17 protein-coding genes and 1 CRISPR repeat array (1 of these 18 cut by a window edge) are annotated in these 20,290 nt (G+C 45.5%); of the genes, 15 read left to right on the forward strand and 2 right to left on the reverse strand.

Translation table 11 applies throughout. From position 1 onward, the window contains the following. Position 1 precedes the first annotated feature (1 nt). Together LKE40_08735 and LKE40_08740 are read right to left on the reverse strand one after the other, a co-directional pair. On the reverse strand, positions 2-1,468 hold the full coding sequence (locus LKE40_08735; protein ID MCH3917533.1) for an AraC family transcriptional regulator: 1,467 nt from the start codon (positions 1,466-1,468) through the stop codon (positions 2-4). Then, entirely contained in the window at positions 1,425-2,444 is a 1,020-nt protein-coding gene (locus LKE40_08740) for a hypothetical protein (protein ID MCH3917534.1), read from the reverse strand. The genes LKE40_08735 and LKE40_08740 overlap by 44 nt, the downstream gene beginning before the upstream one ends. 103 nt (positions 2,445-2,547) lie before the next feature. On the opposite strand from LKE40_08740, the gene LKE40_08745 reads away from it, so the two are divergent. The 15 genes from LKE40_08745 to LKE40_08815 all read left to right on the forward strand — a co-directional run bounded on the left by LKE40_08745 (position 2,548) and on the right by LKE40_08815 (position 16,580). Continuing rightward, positions 2,548-3,330 carry an IclR family transcriptional regulator gene (locus tag LKE40_08745; GenBank protein ID MCH3917535.1) on the forward strand — a complete coding sequence of 261 codons (783 nt, stop codon included), beginning with the start codon at positions 2,548-2,550 and terminating at the stop codon, positions 3,328-3,330. A gap of 59 nt (positions 3,331-3,389) precedes the next feature. Then, positions 3,390-4,439 carry a hypothetical protein gene (locus LKE40_08750; protein MCH3917536.1) on the forward strand — a complete coding sequence of 350 codons (1,050 nt, stop codon included), beginning with the start codon at positions 3,390-3,392 and terminating at the stop codon, positions 4,437-4,439. Between the two features lie 374 nt (positions 4,440-4,813). Then, positions 4,814-5,761, forward strand: a complete 948-nt coding sequence (locus LKE40_08755) for an L-lactate dehydrogenase (GenBank protein ID MCH3917537.1) — start codon at positions 4,814-4,816, stop codon at positions 5,759-5,761. A gap of 12 nt (positions 5,762-5,773) precedes the next feature. Then, positions 5,774-7,150 carry a class II fumarate hydratase gene (fumC, locus tag LKE40_08760; protein MCH3917538.1) on the forward strand — a complete coding sequence of 459 codons (1,377 nt, stop codon included), beginning with the start codon at positions 5,774-5,776 and terminating at the stop codon, positions 7,148-7,150. A gap of 8 nt (positions 7,151-7,158) precedes the next feature. Then, positions 7,159-7,968: a CoB--CoM heterodisulfide reductase iron-sulfur subunit B family protein gene (locus LKE40_08765; protein MCH3917539.1), complete on the forward strand. Its 810-nt coding sequence runs from the start codon at positions 7,159-7,161 to the stop codon at positions 7,966-7,968. Next, positions 7,961-8,350 (forward strand): 4Fe-4S dicluster domain-containing protein, encoded by a 390-nt coding sequence (locus LKE40_08770; protein ID MCH3917540.1) that lies wholly within the window; start codon positions 7,961-7,963, stop codon positions 8,348-8,350. The genes LKE40_08765 and LKE40_08770 overlap by 8 nt, the downstream gene beginning before the upstream one ends. Before the next feature lie 9 nt (positions 8,351-8,359). Further along, the gene (locus LKE40_08775) at positions 8,360-10,351 is read left to right on the forward strand and encodes a CoB--CoM heterodisulfide reductase iron-sulfur subunit A family protein (GenBank protein ID MCH3917541.1); all 1,992 of its coding nucleotides are present in this window, start codon (positions 8,360-8,362) and stop codon (positions 10,349-10,351) included. Beyond that, positions 10,342-10,785, forward strand: a complete 444-nt coding sequence (locus LKE40_08780) for a hydrogenase iron-sulfur subunit (GenBank protein ID MCH3917542.1) — start codon at positions 10,342-10,344, stop codon at positions 10,783-10,785. Before LKE40_08775 ends, LKE40_08780 begins: the two co-directional genes overlap by 10 nt. Continuing rightward, on the forward strand, positions 10,770-11,744 hold the full coding sequence (locus tag LKE40_08785; protein MCH3917543.1) for a 4Fe-4S dicluster domain-containing protein: 975 nt from the start codon (positions 10,770-10,772) through the stop codon (positions 11,742-11,744). Before LKE40_08780 ends, LKE40_08785 begins: the two co-directional genes overlap by 16 nt. Beyond that, on the forward strand, positions 11,744-12,775 hold the full coding sequence (locus LKE40_08790; protein MCH3917544.1) for a 4Fe-4S dicluster domain-containing protein: 1,032 nt from the start codon (positions 11,744-11,746) through the stop codon (positions 12,773-12,775). The genes LKE40_08785 and LKE40_08790 overlap by 1 nt, the downstream gene beginning before the upstream one ends. Continuing rightward, positions 12,769-13,599 carry an FAD/NAD(P)-binding protein gene (locus LKE40_08795; protein ID MCH3917545.1) on the forward strand — a complete coding sequence of 277 codons (831 nt, stop codon included), beginning with the start codon at positions 12,769-12,771 and terminating at the stop codon, positions 13,597-13,599. The genes LKE40_08790 and LKE40_08795 overlap by 7 nt, the downstream gene beginning before the upstream one ends. Positions 13,600-13,613: 14 nt before the next feature. Beyond that, entirely contained in the window at positions 13,614-14,291 is a 678-nt protein-coding gene (locus tag LKE40_08800) for a 4Fe-4S dicluster domain-containing protein (protein ID MCH3917546.1), read from the forward strand. Positions 14,292-14,301: 10 nt separating this feature from the next. Continuing rightward, positions 14,302-15,906, forward strand: coding sequence for an FAD-binding protein (locus tag LKE40_08805; protein ID MCH3917547.1), 1,605 nt, complete (start codon positions 14,302-14,304; stop codon positions 15,904-15,906). Between the two features lie 72 nt (positions 15,907-15,978). Next, positions 15,979-16,305, forward strand: coding sequence for a hypothetical protein (locus LKE40_08810; protein ID MCH3917548.1), 327 nt, complete (start codon positions 15,979-15,981; stop codon positions 16,303-16,305). 17 nt (positions 16,306-16,322) lie between these two features. Then, positions 16,323-16,580, forward strand: coding sequence for a (2Fe-2S) ferredoxin domain-containing protein (locus LKE40_08815; protein ID MCH3917549.1), 258 nt, complete (start codon positions 16,323-16,325; stop codon positions 16,578-16,580). 133 nt (positions 16,581-16,713) lie between these two features. Then, positions 16,714-20,290: a CRISPR direct-repeat array (repeat unit 32 nt; unit sequence ATTTCAATACACGCTCCTCTGTGAGGAGCGAC); it runs 8,043 nt beyond the window's last position.

The following is a 20,290-nucleotide window of genomic DNA, read 5'->3' on the forward strand; positions in this document are numbered from 1 at the left end:
TTCAGGTTCGGAATTTCTTTGGAGCACTCCCGAAGTAATCCTTGAATACTTTGCTGAAATATGCCTGGTTCCGATACCCGCAGGCTTCTGCCACATCCCTGATGGTCAAATGGCCTTTCCCAAGCAAATCCCGTCCCTTCTGCATACGGATAGCAATAAGGTAATCCCAAGGACTCAGTCCGAATTCACGCTTGAAGCAACGAGAAAGATAGTCTTCGCTTGCGACAGCAGCTTCTGCTATCTGCCAACGGGCAAGAGGTCTGGAAAGATTTTTTTCCATATATACTACGGCCCTTTTGACAGGTAATCCACTGGAAACAGTCGTTGTACATGTACCGGCAAGCAATGATTCAAGATGCGTAAGGAAATGATTATTTTCCAATAAGATAGGAGAAAGCAACAGCAACCGAGAGACCTCATACAAAGATTGGTCAACCTCAGTCGGTTTGATCAGCAGTATCCAGCCCTCTGGTACGACCTGACGAATTTTTGAAATTTCAGGAAGTGTCAGATGGTCCACCAAAAGTATTTCAGGCAGATAATCGGAAATCAATTGCATCAAATCATCCTCAGCATGCACCAGCAGTGTTGATGACCATCCGGATGGAGGGATAACAGAACCTCGGACAAGCGCAAAAGCCTTGCCTTTTTCCTTCAGAAGAATCCGAGGAACACCGATGGGTTCCCTCAAATGAAGAAAAGCCAAGGGAGCATCGGGAAATTCTTCCATAGTTTTGGAAAAATGCAAGCAGGCATCTAGGCTTCTATCCGCTAAGTCCCTGACAACCAATGTATGACCACTGTCAGGCTGAACAATACCAAGACCATCAAGTGATGGAAAAGGAAACTGCAAGGTAACCACATTTCCTTCAACGGAAAAAGCTCCTCCCGAAAGCAACATGACATCCTTGCATCTGAGCAAGGCAATCTGTGGACCAAGTCGTTTTATAGCATAGGAAATACAAATGCCGTTTTTTCCCCAATGACCAGATACAGGTTGTTTTGCACCTGCCAGCAAGAGGACCTTGGAAAGAAGGTCCTTATCAGTCCAAACAGCCGGAAGCTCTGTATCTTCAAAAGACAAATCATACAGTTTTGGATTCCAAGCACGGAGCCCTGTTGCAGAAAAGCCTAACTGGACGAGGTGTTCCATTGCGGAAAGTCCTTCAAGCAGATAGGTCCGTTCCTTGAGCCCCAATCGTCTTTTTGCAGCATAAATACTCTCGATCCTCTTATGGATATCCGACGAAACAGACAGAAGCCTTTTGCCAACGTCGACAGACAGAAGAATCTTTCTTTCAATGAAACCAGCTATGCATGTCAATACAGCCTCAAGTACCCAAGCTCTGTATACAAGAGGACGGACGAGAACATACCCTTCTGCAGGTAACGGAAGGATAACATATCTGCCGCCTTCATCCAGATCAAACGGAAGCAAAAGCTCCTGGTCCAAAGGACTTGGAACCATCAGCTTCCCACAAAAGTTTTCCTTTGCATGCAGGGACAACCACATAGAAACAAGCAAACCCCAAACCATCCTTGCCTGCTTCTATTGCCATGCAGACATCTTCTATCCTGGCAGCCTTGCCAACTGCCTGGGCAAAACAGACCAAAGCCGTAGCACGCTTGTCATCATCAATACGGCTCTGCGCAATTTCTCTGAAACAAACATCGGAGGACGACTTTCCTAACCTGCAAGCAAAATGAAGTATAGGTGTACTGACCGACGGAGGCAGAACGGGCAGTTTTGCCTTTTCCAACGCTAGGTTTTCAAAATCCATACCATATGCCGCTGCATAAGAAACAGCATCTTTTTTTTCAAATGTATCGACAGCTACAAGCAGCGGACAGATTTCACTATTCTTCCGAAATACAAGTTCGATACCTGTCCTTCTAACCTCATTTTCTTCCTGTCCCGCCACCGGTTGCAGACAGACACAGGGAATCGGCAACCTGACCTTGTGAAGAAGCTGTACATCACTGCAGATACAGGCTGAAGGTTTCAGTCTCTTGAATTCAGGATCCTCTGTCACCAAACGTGCATCAAATTCAATTCCTGCTTCCTTGACAGTTTCCTTGAACAGAGACAGATATCGATTTTTGTCATGGCAAAGCAGGGCGATTTTTCCTGTGCCTGACTTTCCTAGCAGATAGCTCAATGCCAGTTGCAACGAAGCCTTGTCGGTTTCAAAACAGGGATGTTCTCCCACATTGAAGCCGACAGTCATCAAATCTGCATCTGTCATCCTGTCATACCAAAGGGAAACGGATGGAGAACTGGTCGGAGGTACCAGACTGATGATTCTATCCACATTTCCAGGACACAGCAGATTCCTTGTTGCTTCCCCATCAACTGCAACAAAAGACAAATCGTTGCTGTTGCATAGAAAAGAAACCCACAGATTATCAGCCAAGTTTTTTACAAGCAGTGCAATCCTTTCCATACATCCAGTATAGGAAAGAGTCAAGAAAGCTTCCAGACCACCAAATTGAAAGATATGGAATAATCTTCTATCATTGTCGGGTATATATTGAGGAGGCGAGATGATGGAAGAAACCAAGGGACAATCCAATGCAGCGGCAAGGACCATTTCCATCCTGGAAATACTCTCAGTCCACAAGAAAATCAATTTGGAAAACTTGTCAAAGGAATCACATCTGCCAAAGGCAACCTTGCTGAGGTTCCTTACGACCCTTACGACCCTTGGTTATGTCCATAGAGATGGAAATGACCTATATAGCCTGACACTGAAACTTTTTTCAGTAGGTTCCCGATGTCTCCAACACATCGATTTACTGGAAGCCGCAAGACCGGAAGCAGAAACCCTGAGCAACAACCTTGGAGAAACAGTCCACATGGGTATCATGGAAGATTCACAGGCAGTATATATACTGAAAGTCGAATCCTCACATACTATCAGGATGTATTCAAGGGTAGGAAAAACAATCCCGCTTTATTGTACTGCAATAGGCAAGGTTCTTCTTTCGGGACTTACGCAAGAACAGCAAGAAACATACATGGAAAAGACCCCGCTGATTCCTTTTACTCCACAGACCTTAGATAGAAAAGGGTTGGAAAAAGAACTGAAAGCTGCAAGCCTAAAAGGCTGGGCGTGGGATGCCCAGGAGCATGAACAGGGAATTACCTGCATTGCCGGCAGAATTACCGACTATACGGGAAAAACAGTGGCAGCATTGAGTGTATCATGGCCTCAGTTCAGGTTCAAACCTGAGCTTTTGGACAATTACTGTGGAAAAATCAAGGAAAGCTGCAGACATATCTCCTCTTTCCTCGGAACAGATGAACTTCAACTGGATCCAGCACAATAATTTCATGTTGAATACTCTTTTTCCTAGACCTAACCTGTAACATGCTTCATACTGATAGCATGGAGCGACAAAGTAACAGACTTATCCACGAACGTCCTCAATGGATCAAGGATTTCAAGAAACCTACCGGTACTGAGATCAAATATATCAACGGTCATTGGTATTTGTATGAACGGACTTCTTATTGGGACAACGAAAAGAAATGCTCAAGGAAAAAATCAGGAAAGGTCCTTGGCAAACTGACAGAACAGGGCCTGATTCCTTCAAAAGAAAGAAACACCACACAGAATAAAGGGACCCTCTGCCTTGAATTTGGCGCAACGTCATTCCTGTTCCAACAAACCAGAACTACCAGAAAGATATTATCATCATTTTTCCCTGAGAACTGGAAAGAAATATATGCCATTGCATTGATAAAGGCAAAGGAAAACCTCCCTTTAGACAGAATTGAAAGCCGTTTTTCTGACTGTTATCTCCAATATACCTTCCCTCGGATCTCTCTCAGTACAGAAAGAATCAAATCTCTTATATTCGAGCTTTCGGCACGGACCGGTACCATCAGCCAGTACATGGCAAAGGAAGTCGAATCAGACCTGCTGTTGCTGAAGAACAAAAAAAAAGAAGTAAGCAACGTACCGTTTGAAGAAAGAAAAGAACTCGAATATGTCATCAAGGAATTGGAGGCATTGCTTGACCCTATAAAATCAGAGGCAGAAATCTGTTCGGCATACAAATGGAAACTTTCCGATCTGGACTATTCCTGGTTGTCCGACTTCGATGATATCATCCTTGATGACCAGAACCTGATGGACAGCACCCTCAATCAAAAATTGGTAGCACACGGTATCCTCGAAGACAAATTGGAAAGTACGGTACAAGGTATCGAGATTGTTCTCTTCTTCATCAATTTCATTGCGATAAAGACTGTTGACAGCATCATAAACACCCTAGATGACCTGAACTTGCTTGATCAGTATCCATATCCTGAATTTATCTGGCAACTCAGTACTATCCGTGCCGTGAAAGCAAACACAAAATGGAAATTGTCACGTATAGGAAAAGAGGCTGGGATACTCTGCAACTTGCTGGGGTTCAGCCCCTGGCTGTGAAAATAAATCCATAGGGAACAACCTTATTTTTTATTATCTTCACTATTCCATCCAACAAAAGAGTGCCAAGACTTCTTAAACATAAATCCACTGCAGACACAAGTAAATAAATGTTGAAATATCGAAACTTATGGTAATAATAACATATATAGCAGACAATACAGATTAACCTAAAATTTATAAATTCTAAAAAAAGATAAAAAAATATCTATTTAGTATTCACAAAACTCTCTGTTTGGTTTACCTTATAGCCGCAAGAAAGATTTTTAATTAATGTGATTGCAATAATATTATAAGCATATATATGAGAACTATTCGAATAATAATAGTCCATATGATAACAATAACTGTCAAATAAGGCAGGGAGAAATGCAATGAAGAACAAAGTGACCATTATTGGATCTGGAAGCGTAGGAGCTACCATAGCTTATACTATGACCGTAACAGGCATTGCTTCTGAAATCGTCATGATAGACATCAATGTCGAAAAATCCCTTGGCGAAGCCTTGGATATCAAACAAGGACTCCCATTCTGTCCGCCTGTTTCCATCTATGCCGGTTCATACGCCGATGCCAAGGATTCCGATATCGTCATTATTACCAGCGGTGTTGCACGCAAGCCAGGCCAGTCAAGGCTGGACCTTGCACAGACAAATGTCAACATCATGAAATCAGTCATACCGGCAATAACAAAGGAAGCTCCCGATGCTATTTATATTGTCGTCGCAAACCCTGTTGATATCCTGACTTATCAATTTTATAAGACTTCGGGATTACCTGCTGCGCACATCCTTGGATCCGGTACCATCCTTGACACGGCACGCCTTCGCTCAAGAATTGCAGATTATTACAAAATCAATCAGAAAAATGTACATGCCTTTGTCTTTGGAGAACATGGTGACAGTTCCTTTGTCCCATGGTCCTTGGCAAACATCTCCAATATCCCAATTGATTCCTATGAAAGTTGTCTGGCCCCAAAGGATGCCGTCAGTCTGCCCCTGGTACATGAAGAAGTGGAAGACTACATAAGGAAATCCGGAGCAAAGATCATAGCAAGGAAAGGTGCTACCTTCTATGCAGTTGCAATATCAGTCTGTCATATCTGCAGATGTATCCTCAGCAGCACTGAATCGACACTTACTGTATCAACTATGATGCAAGGTGAATACGGAATCAGCGATGTATGCCTCAGCACCCTTACGGTAATAGGCAACAACGGTGTAAAATCACATGTAGTGGCACCGTTGCAACCTGATGAAATTACAAAGTTACAGCACAGCGCCCAGTGTCTTAGACACACAATTTCTGACATTTCATTCTAGGAGGGAAGAAAGATGGAGTATCGTATCGAACATGACTCAATGGGACAAGTAAAGGTCCCTGCAGACAAATATTGGGGAGCCCAGACCGAACGGAGCCATGAGAATTTCAAGATAGGCATAGGAATCGAGACCATGCCAAGCGAAATCATACGCTCCTTCGGCATCCTTAAGAAAGCTGCAGCCTTGGCAAATGCACAGCTGAAGCCAGAAAAAATGACTGAAGAGAAGCTCAAGGCAATCTGTCAGGCAAGTGATGAGGTCCTCGAAGGAAAACTGACGGAACATTTTCCCTTGGTAGTCTGGCAGACAGGCAGCGGTACCCAATCCAACATGAATGCAAATGAAGTGATTGCAAACCGAGGCAATGAAATTGCAGGAAAAAAATTGCTTCATCCGAATGATGACATCAACATGTCCCAATCTTCAAACGATACATTCCCCACCGCCATGCATATCAGTGCAGTTACGGCAATCGAAGATACCGTACTGCCTGCCATTGACCGATTGGTCATGACATTCAAGAAACTGGAAAAGGAAAACGAAGGCATTGTAAAAAGTGGAAGGACACATCTGCAGGATGCCACTCCGATTGCATTTTCCCAGGAAATCAGCGGTTGGAGATCATCACTGGAAAAAGATAAGGAACTTCTGTTGCTCTCTCTGCCGCCTCTGAAACAATTGGCTTTAGGTGGCACCGCTGTGGGAACCGGTCTCAATGCTCCAAAAGGCTTTGATACATTGGTCGCAAATGAAATATCAAAGCTTACCGGCAAGGACTTCATTACGGCTCCGAACAAGTTCCATGCATTGACCAGCAAGGATGAAATAGTCTTTGCACATGGGGCACTCAAGTCACTGGCAGCAGATCTGATGAAGATTGCGAATGATGTACGTTGGCTGGCATGCGGACCAAGAGACGGGCTAGGAGAAATAACCATTCCGGCCAATGAACCGGGATCTTCCATCATGCCGGGCAAGGTCAATCCGACTCAATGTGAAGCCATGACCATGGTCGCTGTTCAAGTCATGGGCAACGATGCAGCTGTAGGTATTGCAGCCAGCCAAGGAAATTTTGAGCTGAATGTCTTCATGCCGGTAGCAGCATACAATTTCCTGCAATCAGCAAGGCTCCTTGCCCAAGTAATCGTGTCTTTCAATGACAACTGTGCAGTAGGGATCAAGGCAAACAAGCAGAAGATGCATGACAACCTTCATAATTCCCTCATGCTCGTCACAGCTCTCAACCCATACATCGGTTATGAAAATGCAGCAAAGACAGCACATCTTGCATTTGAAAAAGATATCTCGCTCAGAGAAGCCTGCATTGAACTCGGATTCCTTACCCCTGAAAAGTTTGATGAAGTGTTTCATCCCGAGCAAATGGTATAGGAGCTGATATGGAATACAGTTACTTTCCCGGCTGTACCTTGAAAAACAAGGCACAGGAATTGGATACCTGCGGGCGTATCAGTGCAGAAGCACTTGGCTTTCATCTGGAAGAAATTCCCGAATGGCAATGCTGTGGAGGTACGTACCCTCTTGCAGAAGATGAGATTGCAACAAAACTGGCTTCTGTGCGAGCACTGGCCGCTGCACGGGACGCAGGTCACGACCTGCTGACTCTTTGTTCTGCATGCTTCAATGTCATCAAACAAGTCAATGAAGACATGAAACATGACAAGGATATCTGCTTTCGGGCAAACAACTATCTCAAGTTGGATGAACCTTATACAGGAACTGTACAGGTCGTACATTTTCTTCAGGTCCTACGGGATACAATCGGCTGGGATACGGTAAGGCAAGCAGTCAAGGAGCCTTTGTCAGGACTCAAGATAGGAGCCTATTACGGCTGTTTGCTGCTACGTCCAAGCAAAGTAATGCAGTTTGACGACCCTGAAGATCCTACGATCATGGAAGATTTCATCAAGGCTTTGGGTGCAGAACCGATTATATATTCTCTAAGAAATGAATGTTGCGGTGCATATCTCACTCTTGAGAATAAGGAAATTGCACAGAGACGCAGTGGCAAGGTCTTGGAAAGCGCACAGGATATGGGTGTTGATTTTCTCATAACAGCCTGCCCTCTTTGCCAGTATAACCTGACACAGAATGCCTTGAGCAAGCAGACGCCGGTTTACTACTTTACCCTACTTCTTGCCCATGCATTGGGACTGAAGGAAATGAAAGGAGTATCTACCAATGGATGATCCCAAGAAAATGAAAGCACAGATTGAAGACATCAGCCATGTTGATGTTCGCAAATGCATGCGATGTGGAAAATGTTCCGCCACATGCCCGAACTATGATGACATGGAATACCATCCCCATCAGTTTGTCTGCATGGTTGAAAAGGGCGAAATCAGGAAATTGATGGATTCGAACTCTATTTATACCTGTCTTTCCTGCTTTGCCTGCATTGAACGTTGTCCAAGACAAGTAGAACCAGCCAAGCTCATTGAAGCAACTCGGCTTATGGTAGAACGAGAAAGGGGTGCAAACCATCTCAAGCCTGATATGATCGTGCAGAAGCTGGATGATCAGCTACCTCAGCAGGCACTGGCCAGTGCCTTCAGAAAATATACGAAATAAGGACGCAACATGCAGAAAATCGGTGTTTTTGTGTGCCATTGTGGTACAAATATAGCTGCTACCGTTGACGTAGAACAGGTAGCACAGGCCCTAGGGAAAGAACCTGGTGTCGTCATGGCTGTGCATTATCAGTATATGTGTTCCCAATCCGGCCAAGACATGATCAAGGATGCAATCAAGGAAAAGGGACTTACAGGAGTCGTCATATGTTCCTGTTCGCCACGAATGCATGAAGCAACATTCAGAAAAGCAGCAGCTTCCGTCGGCATGAACCCCTTTATGGTGGAAATTGCAAATATCAGGGAACAATGCTCATGGATCCACAAGGATCGTCAGGAAGCAACTCAAAAAGCAATTGCGTTGGGCAGAGCCGCCATAGCAAAAGTACATCTCAATGCACCGCTGACAGCCGGAGAGACTCCGGTTGCAAAAAAAGCATTGGTAATCGGAGGTGGCATTGCAGGCATACAGGCTGCCTTGGATATAGCAGAAGCAGGTTTTGAAGTTGATATCGTAGAGAAAGAACCGACGATCGGTGGCAAGATGACACAACTTGACAAGACCTTTCCGACCTTGGATTGTGCAGCCTGTATATTGACACCGAAAATGGTTGAATGTGCACAGAATGATAAAATTCATATCCTTTCCTACAGTGAAGTAACAAAAGTCAAAGGTTTTGTCGGCAACTTTGACGTTACCATCAGACGTAAGGCACGATATGTAAATGAGGACAAATGCACAGGTTGCGGACTATGCACACAGAAATGTCCGCAGAAAAAGATACCAAATGCCTTCAACCTCAATATGGATATGCGCAGGGCCATCTATATCCCCTTTGCCCAAGCGGTACCGAAAGTTGCAACCATAGACCCGGACCATTGCAAGATGCTCACTTCCGGCAAGTGTGGGCTATGTGCTACGGTCTGTACGGCAGGAGCCATAGACTATAAGCAGAAAGACAAGTTTATTGAACAGAAATATGGTGCCATTGTCGTAGCTACAGGATTCAATCCGATCAAAGCAGACGCATTCAATGAACTGGGATACAACCAGTCAAAGGATGTAGTGACATCCCTCGAATACGAAAGGCTGATGAATGCGGCAGGTCCTACTGACGGAACACTGCTCCGTCCTTCCGATGGCAAACATCCAAAGACCATCGTATTCGTACAGTGCGTAGGATCCAGGGATACGACCTGCAGGGGCAAGGAATATTGTTCCAAGATCTGCTGCATGTATACGGCCAAACATGCCATGCTTACCAGAGAAAAATATCCAGATACTGATGTCTATGTCTTCTATATAGACGTCAGGACACCAGGCAAGGGCTTCGATGAGTTTTACAGAAGAGCCGTGGAACAGTATGGCGTCCACTATATCAAAGGTCAGGTAGGAAAAGTTTCCCCCTTGTCTGACGGCACGCTGGAAGTACAGGCTTCAGACTTGCTCATGGACGAACAGCTGAAGATAAAGGCAGACATGGTCGTGTTGGCAGTTGCCATGGAAGCCGACAAAACGGCCCGTCCTCTCGCCACCATGCTTACAGCCAGTATGGATACCAATGATTTCTTTACCGAAGCCCATCCTAAATTACGCCCGGTTGAAAGTCCTACGGCTGGTATTTTCCTGGCAGGAGCCTGCCAGGGGCCGAAGGATATTCCAGATACAGTAGCCCAAGCAGGAGCTGCAGCATCAAAGGTCATCGGCCTTCTGGTCAAGAACAACTTAAAAGGAAATCCCTGTGTCGCACACTGCAACGAGAACATGTGCAACGGTTGTTCCTCCTGTGAACATGTATGTGCATACGGTGCCATTACATATGTAGCAAAGGAATTCAAGATGCCGGATAGGACAATAGCCATCAGAAGAGTAGCACAGGTCAACCCTGCGGTATGCCAAGGTTGTGGAGCCTGCACAGTAACCTGTCCTTCCGGAGCCATGGATCTCCAAGGATTCTCAAACAGGGAAATCATGGCGGAGGTAGATGCAATATGCCTATGACAAAAAAAGAATTCAGACCAAAGATCATCGCATTCTGCTGCAATTGGTGTTCCTACGCAGGGGCGGACCTTGCAGGAACAAACAGATTGAATTATCCGGCAGACGTAAAGATTATCCGTGTGCCCTGTTCCTGCAGGGTAAATCCCCTGTTCATCCTGCGGGCATTCCAACGTGGTGCTGACGGAGTCATTATCTGCGGTTGTCATCCCGGGGATTGTCACTATACCAGCGGCAATTACTTTGCCAGAAGGCGTATGACCTTGCTTTTTTCCATGCTTGGCTACTTGGGCATTGAACATGGAAGAACAAGAGTTGCATGGGTCTCTGCCGCAGAAGGTGCAAAGTTTGCTGCAACTATGGACAGTTTTGTCCAAACCGTTGCTCAACTAGGAGAGAACACACGCTTGGAGGATTTGCGATGCAAGAACAACTGATTACAAGAGCAAAGGAACTGCTTGCGGACGGAACCGTCAGCAGAATTGCCGGATGGAGAAAAGGTGAATTTGACTATGACTTGAGTCCAAGCTGCTTTACTTCGGCAGAGGACCTTGAGCATAATTTCATCTACAACGAATTCTCAGCTTCCAATCTCTCAAAGTATATGATTGCATTGTCCAAGAAAGACGGAAAGACACTGGTCTTCCTGAAACCCTGTGATACCTATAGTTTCCAGCAATTGGTCAATGAGCATAGGATACAAAGAGAAAAGGTCTATATCATCGGTATTCCCTGCAACGGCAATGTCGACATCGTACTTGCCCGCCAACAGCTGGGAGATGGGATACTCTCAATGAGCCTTGAAAATGGAAAGATAACCTGCAATACCTTGTATGGCACGAAAGAAATCGCTTTTGAAGATCTTCTGCTTGAACGTTGCAGGAACTGCAAAAGCCAAAAACACGTCATCTATGATGAGCTGATAGGACCAGAAGGAAAGTTGCAGGAAAGCCATCGGTTCGATGAAGTCGACAGACTTGAAGCCATGACATCTAAACAAAGATTTGGCTTTTGGAAGCAGGAGCTGTCAAAATGTATCCGCTGCAATGCCTGCCGCAATGTATGCCCTGCCTGCAGCTGTGAAAAATGTGTCTTTGATAATCCTGACTCAGGATTCCAGAACAAAGCAGCTTCCGTTCAGTTTGAAGATGATATGTTCCATATCATCAGGGCATTCCATGTCGCAGGAAGATGTACGGACTGTGGAGAATGTTCGAGGGTCTGCCCGGAACATATTCCGTTGCATCTGCTCAACAGAAAGTTCATCAAGGACATCAATGCACTTTATGGAACCTATCAGGCAGGAGCGATACAGGATAGCATTTCTCCCCTGACAAGCTACACTACCGGAGATGCAGATCCTTCGATTATTACGGATAAAGGAGAAGAAGCATGATGTTCAGTGTTTCTGAAACAAAACTGTACGAAGTCTTTGCCAAGCTTCAGGAAACAGGTAAAGAGGTTTTTCTGCCGGTAGATACTGAAAAGGGTGAAGCCGAGTTCAGCAAATGGCAGCAGGGGACAAAATTGAGCCAAGCGCTTAATACAGTCCGCAGTGCCAAGGATTTTTTCTTTCCTCAGACGGAGAATCTGGTCAATTTCAAGATTGATGGCAAGAACATTGAGATTGAAGATATCAGAACCGAAGGAAAAGATTTCATCATCTTCGGGGCACGAGCCTGTGATGTAGCATCTTTTTCCTTGCTTGACATGACATTTTTGGCTGATCCGATAGACACCTATTATGCAAACAGAAGGAAGCATGGCATCATCATTTCCCTTGCCTGCAGCAAGCCTGCAGCGACTTGTTTCTGTCCTCTCTTCGGTATAGATGCCACCCAGCCCAATGGTGATATTGATGCCTACCAAGTAGCAGACAGATTCTTCTTCACAGCAAAAAGTGACAAAGGCAAAGCCTTGCTTGAAGAAATCAAGCCCATGCTTGACACTTCATCAGATGACAAGGAAGTTGAAGAACAAAAAGTAGCCACAAAGGAAATACTTGGCAAACTTCCTTTTGCCAATCTTGATCTCAGCCGTTTCAAGGGTGAAAACATGAAGGAAATCTTCAACAGCAAGGCATGGGAATCACTTTCACAGATGTGCCTTGGCTGCGGTACCTGTACCTTCGTCTGCCCGACCTGCCAATGCTTTGACATCAGGGACTTTGATACGGGACATGGTATCAAAAGATTCCGTTGCTGGGACAGCTGCATGTACAGTGATTTTACCCAGATGGCTGCAGCAAATCCAAGACATACACAGAAAGAACGCTTCAGACAAAGATTCATGCACAAACTGGTCTACTATCCACAGAACTATGACGGAACCTATGGCTGTGTAGGATGTGGGCGTTGCCTGAACAAATGTCCTATTTCGATGAACATCGTCAAGGTCATCAAGAAGCTAGGAGAAGAACAATGGTAGCAAAGGAAGCTTTGATCCCGTCCGTCGGTGTCGTTACGGAAATCCGCAGGGAAACTCCTGATGTCAAGACATTCAGAGTCGTCGGAAAAGATGGAAAGAAACTCTTTGAGCATATGCCGGGACAATGTGCCATGCTTTCCGTCCCAGGTATCAGTGAAGCAATGATTTCCATTACTTCTTCGCCTACATGTACCGATTATATGGAATTCAGCATCAAAAAATGTGGCTGTCTTACCTCATGGTTACATGACATGGAACCTGGACAGCAAATTACGGTAAGAGGACCTTACGGTAACTGTTTTCCTGTGGAATCAGAACTCAAAGGACAGGATCTACTGTTTATTTCAGGAGGGATAGGCCTTGCGCCCCTCCATTCGGTAATCAACTATGTCCGAGACAAAAGAGACCAATATGGATCCATCCAAATCATTTATGGTTCCCGTTCGAAGGAAGATCTTGTCGACTATGGAGAGATCATCAACGAATGGGAAGAAGATTCCTCAATTGCCGTAAACCTTACAATTGACCGTGAACAAAACGGTTGGAACGGGCATGTCGGTTTTGTACCGAACTATGTGAAGGAACTAAAGCCAAAAACATCCAGGAAGGTGCTTATCTGTGGCCCTCCGATCATGATCAAGTACACATTGGCTGGATTGAAAGAACTTGGTTTCGAGGACACGCAGATTTATACCACCATGGAAATGAGGATGAAATGCGGAGTCGGCAAATGCGGAAGATGTAATATCGGCAACAAATATGTTTGCAAGGACGGTCCTGTTTTCCGTTTCGATGAATTAGGCGAACTGCCTGATGAATATTGATTGAGGTTTGGAATATGAGTGACAAAATGATTGATGTTTTCTTTTTTGGCAAAAAGTATAAGGTACCGGAAAACCTGACTATTATGACAGCCTTGGAATATGCCGGTTATCAATTGGTCCGCGGTGTTGGATGCAGGAATGGCTTCTGTGGAGCCTGTGCAACCATCTACCGTATCAAGGGAGACACAGAACTAAAGACCTGTCTTGCTTGTCAGACAAAAGTGGAAAAAGATATGTATGTGGCTACCCTGCCATTTTTCCCTTTGGTAAAGCAGCCTTATGATATTGAGAAAATCACCCCATCCCAGGCAATCATGATGCAGCTATATCCTGAGATATATAGCTGTGTCGGTTGCAATGCATGTACAAAGGCATGCCCACAGGGATTGAATGTCATGCAGTACATTGCCTATGCACAACGTGGCGAATTTGATAAATGTGCAGCAGAATCCTTTGACTGCGTCATGTGCGGCATTTGTTCTTCCCGTTGCCCTGCTGGAATTTCACATCCCCAAGTCGCTCTTCTTGCTAGAAGAATCAATGGTAAATATCTTACCCCCAAAAGCAAGGACCTTGAAAATAGGGTACAGGAAATCAAAGACGGTAAATTTGAGGATTTTATCCAAGTATTGATGAACAAACCACTTGATGAAATCAAAAAGCTGTATGAAACCAGGGATATCGAAAAGTAAGGAGCTAAGAATGTATACCGATGAAAACATGCTTGCATCCATTGAGAAAGTGGAAGCAGCAAGACAAAATAATGCTGTCCTGGAACCAAAGAGGATGGATGCAGATGAAAAGGACACTTTGCTGCAGACCTTTCATCCGGACTACATCCAAAACCAGTTTGCAAAACTGGAAATCGGACCGAACAAAGGTGAAAAAGCTCCGCTTGAACTTGTTGACTTGCTACAGGGAAAAAGCCGTGTCAAAGAAAATCAATTCAACCTTGACAATCCTGACTATGATGTCGATGTGTTGATTATAGGCGGCGGCGGTGCCGGTACTGCTGCAGCCATTGAGGCAATCGGTACCGGGGCAAAAGTCTTGGTAGCTACAAAGCTTAGGATGGGAGATGCCAACACAATGATGGCAGAAGGAGGCATCCAAGCTGCCGATGGACCAAACGACAGTCCTGCAATCCACTATCTGGATGCATACGGCGGCGGGCATTTTGCAGCAAAACCTGAACTTCTTTACAAGTTGGTCACGGAAGCTCCAGAAGCAATCCAATGGCTCAATGGTTTAGGCGTCGAGTTCGATAAAAGAGCAGACGGCACTATGGTCACGACTCATGGCGGTGGTACAAGTCGCAAGCGTATGCATGCCGCAAAAGACTATTCTGGTGCTGAAATTATGCGCACACTACGTGATGAAGCCATCAATCGTGGTGTTACCATCGTCGACTTCACTGCAGCAATAGAATTACTTCTTGATAACGAAGGCAAGGCTGCAGGAGCCGTACTCCTCAACATGGAAACAGGTGAACACCTGATTGCAAAATCTAAGACAGTCATCATTGCAACAGGAGGTGCAGGACGGTTACATTACCAAGGTTTTCCTACTTCCAACCATTACGGGGCAACAGCTGATGGCTTGATCATTGCATATCGCGCAGGAGCAAAATTACTTTATCAGGATACACTTCAATACCATCCTACGGGCGCAGCTTTCCCTGAACAGATCTTCGGAGCTTTGGTGACAGAAAAAGTCCGGTCACTAGGAGCAAAACTTGTTAACAAAGATGGAGTAGTTTTCATGCATCCGCTGGAAACAAGAGATGTCACGGCTGCTTCCGTCATCAGAGAATGCAAAGAACGCAAAATGGGTATCGAGACCCCCAGCGGCGGTCAGGGTGTATGGCTTGATACTCCAATGATTGAACTGAAAGGTGGCGAAGGTACTATCGAAAGACGGATTCCTGCAATGCTCAGGATGTTCAGCAAGTATGACATTGATATCAGAAAGGAACCAATCTTGGTTTATCCTACTTTGCATTACCAAAATGGTGGCATCGATATCAATGCAGATTGTATGAGCAATATTGAGAATCTCTATGTTGCAGGAGAAGCTGTAGGTGGTATTCATGGCCGAAACCGGTTGATGGGAAATTCTCTTCTCGATACAGTAGTGTTCGGCAGGGACGCAGGTCGCAACGCTGCGCTTCATGCCAAGGATGTAAAGGTTGGCAAGCTTTCGCTTCACCATATCACAAAATTTGAAGAAGAGCGAACCAAGGCAGGAATAACCTCCGAGACGTTAAGTCCAAAATTACTGCCTTCCTACACTCACAAGAAGAAATAGGAGTCAACTATAATGAGTTCCGCTGTAATTCTAGAAACAATCATGTACATTTGTTTTGGAGCTTCATGGCCAATGTCCATCAACAGATCCTACAAATCACGTTCAACAAAAGGCAAAAGCCTGATGTTCATGTGCTTTATCGGGTTTGGATATCTGTGCGGCATCGGTGCAAAGCTTATTACTGGTACATTCAATCTTGCCTTTTATGTATTGGTGCTGAACATCGTCTTGGTTTCAACTGATATTGGTTTGTATTTCCGCAACAAAAAAATAGAAGCTGCAGAAGAAGCAAAACAAGCTATTGAAACAGTAGAGGCCGCAGAAGAAATTGGAGAAGCTGTTGCTAATGCTGAAGCCGTCGGTGCCATAGAAGAAGCTGTTGCTGAGCATCTTGACTAACAATGAGGTCTGACAGAATGAAAATAGAACTATGCTTAGGGTCTTCCTGCCACGTCAAAGGAGCCCAAAATATACTGAAATTGCTTAAAGAAGCCATCAAAGCCCATAATTTGGAAAACAAAGTTACGCTTGCTGGAACCTTGTGTCTAGGGCATTGTGGTGAACCGGGAGCAAATCTAAAGATCGGTGAAGAAATTATTACAGGTATCACAAAAGACAACTTTGATGAGTTCTTCAAAAACAAGGTAATAAAGCCTTTGGCAACTGCCGAGTAGTAGATCAAATAAATCATAGAGGGAGTGTTGCAAACCTGATTCAGGCACGGCAACACTCTTTTTTTACTTAAAATGCATTCTTGACAAAACAAAAAATGATGAATCAAAAGTATCATTCAAAGTGCAAAAATGAATTTCAATACATGCTCCTCTGTGAGGAGCGACATGTTTACGACGAATTGATTGCATGCAAAACCTTATTTCAATACACGCTCCTCTGTGAGGAGCGACCCTGATGGGTATACAACATTTGATTATCTCTTTATTTCAATACACGCTCCTCTGTGAGGAGCGACAAGGAGCAGGCGATCACGGCCTACATCTATGCACAATTTCAATACACGCTCCTCTGTGAGGAGCGACAAAAATCATTGACGAGCAATCCTCATTGCCCGTATTTCAATATACGCTCCTCTGTGAGGAGCGACAGTAATGGCAATCATCAAATCAACGACACTGACTATTTCAATACACGCTCCTCTGTGAGGAGCGACACAAGGACTCTTGAGGATGGTACGGAAAGTACCATTTCAATACACGCTCCTCTGTGAGGAGCGACCTTGGGGGTGTCTTCCGGAGGTTGATTAGTACAGATTTCAATACACGCTCCTCTGTGAGGAGCGACACATCCATACGGACCGCCCTTTATGGCAACGGCAGATTTCAATACACGCTCCTCTGTGAGGAGCGACACAAGGACTCTTGAGGATGGTACGGAAAGTACCATTTCAATACACGCTCCTCTGTGAGGAGCGACCTTGGGGGTGTCTTCCGGAGGTTGATTAGTACAGATTTCAATACACGCTCCTCTGTGAGGAGCGACACATCCATACGGACCGCCCTTTATGGCAACGGCAGATTTCAATACACGCTCCTCTGTGAGGAGCGACACAAGGACTCTTGAGGATGGTACGGAAAGTACCATTTCAATACACGCTCCTCTGTGAGGAGCGACACAAGGACTCTTGAGGATGGTACGGAAAGTACCATTTCAATACACGCTCCTCTGTGAGGAGCGACCTTGGGGGTGTCTTCCGGAGGTTGATTAGTACAGATTTCAATACACGCTCCTCTGTGAGGAGCGACACATCCATACGGACCGCCCTTTATGGCAACGGCAGATTTCAATACACGCTCCTCTGTGAGGAGCGACGTTGGTCATCCAATCCAAAAAGGGGGGAATCCAATTTCAATACACGCTCCTCTGTGAGGAGCGACGCAGATAGCAAGGGTGGCATATTATCACTAAGGGATTTCAATACACGCTCCTCTGTGAGGAGCGACCATCCATACGGACCGCCCTTTATGGCAACGGCAGATTTCAATACACGCTCCTCTGTGAGGAGCGACAGCCATGCGGAATACAATCGTAGAGGCTAAGGCTATTTCAATACACGCTCCTCTGTGAGGAGCGACCGGAACAGGGACAATCCTCGTGCAAACCGTACGGATTTCAATACACGCTCCTCTGTGAGGAGCGACGGCATCGGCCATGCCCTTGAGATAGGATCTCAAAAATTTCAATACACGCTCCTCTGTGAGGAGCGACGTGGCAGACAAAAGACCACACCTTGGTCACCAAGATTTCAATACACGCTCCTCTGTGAGGAGCGACCTCTGAAGTACCGCCCTCTACCGTCATGTTCCATATTTCAATACACGCTCCTCTGTGAGGAGCGACGGAATTGCAAAGTCAATTGCAGCCGTGGGAACAGATTTCAATACACGCTCCTCTGTGAGGAGCGACGAGGTAACTCAATCGGAGATGTTATCTATTATGCATTTCAATACACGCTCCTCTGTGAGGAGCGACATGCTCAGGATGTCATAAATAAGGCATTCCTGAATTTCAATACACGCTCCTCTGTGAGGAGCGACCCGAACAGGTTTTCCAAAAAGTTGTAGAAAATTATTTCAATACACGCTCCTCTGTGAGGAGCGACAGTTCATCAAGCCCGATGGAGCCAAGATGTTTTTATTTCAATACACGCTCCTCTGTGAGGAGCGACTCGTGCACCATATGCACAATCTGACACAGGTCTTATTTCAATACACGCTCCTCTGTGAGGAGCGACGTGGTTGACACGTTGGCCCGGTACATGTCAGGTGATATTTCAATACACGCTCCTCTGTGAGGAGCGACGACAGTACCATACGTAGTTTCTTTTCCAACTTGATTTCAATACACGCTCCTCTGTGAGGAGCGACAGATGACAGATGGATAATGGTACTATGGGACTTTATTTCAATACACGCTCCTCTGTGAGGAGCGACACCAACAGCAATACGGTACAAGTAGTGTCAGCAATTTCAATACACGCTCCTCTGTGAGGAGCGACATGGAGTGGTGGTCAAGATAGGGCAACAGCAAGATTTCAATACACGCTCCTCTGTGAGGAGCGACGTAGTGGGGATCTCAAACCTGCATGCAACATTCAAATTTCAATACACGCTCCTCTGTGAGGAGCGACTCCGGGGGCATTCCGGGTTCCTTTTTGTTTTGGATTATTTCAATACACGCTCCTCTGTGAGGAGCGACCGGCAACTGGCCCAACCAGATCATCGTACGGATCGGATTTCAATACACGCTCCTCTGTGAGGAGCGACACGCAATACCGAGTTCGTATTTTTCACAGATAAAATTTCAATACACGCTCCTCTGTGAGGAGCGACTTTTCATTTTGGATTCAAAAAAATAAAGCAAATCAATTTCAATACACGCTCCTCTGTGAGGAGCGACGACGACGAGATACCGTTTTGACTGACCGTGATAATTTCAATACACGCTCCTCTGTGAGGAGCGACGCTGATGTGCACGTACAAAAGGACATTATGCAACAATTTCAATACACGCTCCTCTGTGAGGAGCGACGGCAAGCGACGGAGCAGTGATTGAGTTAGACGGAATTTCAATACACGCTCCTCTGTGAGGAGCGACCTGCTGGTCCTTGACCGAGCGGTTGACGGCGAGTATTTCAATACACGCTCCTCTGTGAGGAGCGACTATGGAATTTTCACGACAACCAACGTCGTTTCAATTTCAATACACGCTCCTCTGTGAGGAGCGACCTGTTTTCAGACGTTGAGTACGCAAGCACGGATGAATTTCAATACACGCTCCTCTGTGAGGAGCGACATGTGACCAAATAGGCACCGCAGACATTAAAGATTTCAATACACGCTCCTCTGTGAGGAGCGACTACATTGGTAGGTTGAGTACCTGGACCTGCGACATTTCAATACACGCTCCTCTGTGAGGAGCGACCATAAACGGAATTGTTGATAGGCAAATTGTGGGATTTCAATACACGCTCCTCTGTGAGGAGCGACGCATGGTGTCATCATCGGAGATTCCGCGGAGCCATTTCAATACACGCTCCTCTGTGAGGAGCGACTCTGCTCGCCATCAATCGTCACATGGGACTCCGATTTCAATACACGCTCCTCTGTGAGGAGCGACAAGAAAACCATGACAGCCGAAGAACTCGAGAAGATTTCAATACACGCTCCTCTGTGAGGAGCGACCAGCGAGAGGGTTTTGCCCAACGGTATTTTTCCATTTCAATACACGCTCCTCTGTGAGGAGCGACTCGTTGATAACCGTCTCAGGCGTCGAGTGCTGAATTTCAATACACGCTCCTCTGTGAGGAGCGACGGTGAACAACTCAGATGGCTCGGCAACTGACGAATTTCAATACACGCTCCTCTGT

It is taken from the genome of Spirochaetia bacterium (genome assembly GCA_022482625.1).
Classification (GTDB): domain Bacteria; phylum Spirochaetota; class Spirochaetia; order Sphaerochaetales; family Sphaerochaetaceae; genus Pleomorphochaeta.